2 protein-coding genes and 1 pseudogene (1 of these 3 cut by a window edge) are annotated in these 967 nt (G+C 55.9%); all 3 read left to right on the top strand.

Features of this window, described 5'->3' with window-relative positions:
* A protein-coding gene (locus GEU01_RS05650; protein WP_456303508.1) for a terminase small subunit-like protein crosses the window boundary here: on the top strand, positions 1-60 show its end. The gene continues 360 nt to the left of window position 1, outside the view; only the last 60 of its 420 coding nucleotides appear in the window; its start codon lies off the left edge, out of view; its stop codon occupies positions 58-60.
* 113 nt (positions 61-173) lie between these two features.
* Positions 174-551, top strand: a pseudogene (locus GEU01_RS05645) (phage terminase large subunit); the annotation flags it as partial.
* Positions 502-967: IS4/Tn5 family transposase DNA-binding protein (locus tag GEU01_RS22330; protein WP_198284447.1), on the top strand; the 466-nt coding region annotated here is incomplete at its 3' end. The pseudogene GEU01_RS05645 and the gene GEU01_RS22330, both read left to right, overlap by 50 nt.

Here is a 967-nt window from a genome sequence, read left to right as displayed (position 1 = left end):
CGGCGGGAAGGGGGGAACACCATTGCCATCACAATCACGACCGATGATGCGGAACTGTAAAAAAACAGAATAGAAGTTTCTGGGTGCCGCCTTTTTTCAAAAAGGCGGTGTTCTTCGAAGCTTTTTGAAAAAAGCTTCACCAAAAACTTTTTCTACTTTCAGGGAACAGGCTTTTGAAACACGCCTTCAGCCTGACACCGGACCAGCGCACCGCCAACCAGCTTCTGGGCGGTCCCGCAACCCATATCCTGCTGCGTGGCGGCGCGCGGTCGGGCAAGACGTTCGTGCTGGTGCGCGCGGTGGTGATCCGGGCGCTGAAGGCGGCGGGCACGCGGCACGGCATATTCCGCCACCGGCTGAACGCGCTGCGGGCCACCGTGCTGGCCGATACGTTTCCCACCGTCATGCGGCGGTGCTTTCCCACCGTGCCCTGGGCGCTGTCGCGCACCGACTGGACGGTGGAAATGCCCAACGGGTCGGTCATCCTGTTTGGCGGGCTGGATGATGACGACCGGCTTGCAGTTACCCACAAATCTGCTGTTCTTGAATTTTGTGCTTGATGCAGATGAATCTGTTGTGATTCCTTTTCTGTCACCTTTATGCAGGCGGGGTGTGAGAATGGTACAGGATTGGGTCATACAGGAAATATCCGGATCTGACCTTGGCGACGAGCGCCTGAACAGGCGTCTGGGCACGATGCTCGCGGCACTTGCTGAACGACCGGGCAAGTCTCTCCCGACGGCATTTCAGGATTGGTCTGCGACCAAGGCAGCATATAGATTTTTTGCAAATGCAAATGTAAGCGAAGACAAAATCCTTGAAGGGCATTTTTCTGCTACCGCCCAGCGTTTCGATGCGACTGCAGGGCCAGTCCTGATCCTGCAGGATACAACGGAGTTTTCCTTCACCCGAGCATCTCCCGAAAAGATCGGGTTTACCAAGGTCTCTACGGGAGGCAGGGAAAAAA

The organism is Komagataeibacter europaeus LMG 18890 (assembly GCF_000285295.1).
Taxonomy (GTDB): Bacteria; Pseudomonadota; Alphaproteobacteria; order Acetobacterales; family Acetobacteraceae; genus Komagataeibacter; species Komagataeibacter europaeus.
Note: the sequence above shows the minus strand (reverse complement) of the source record. Positions and strands in the feature narration are given on the sequence as shown.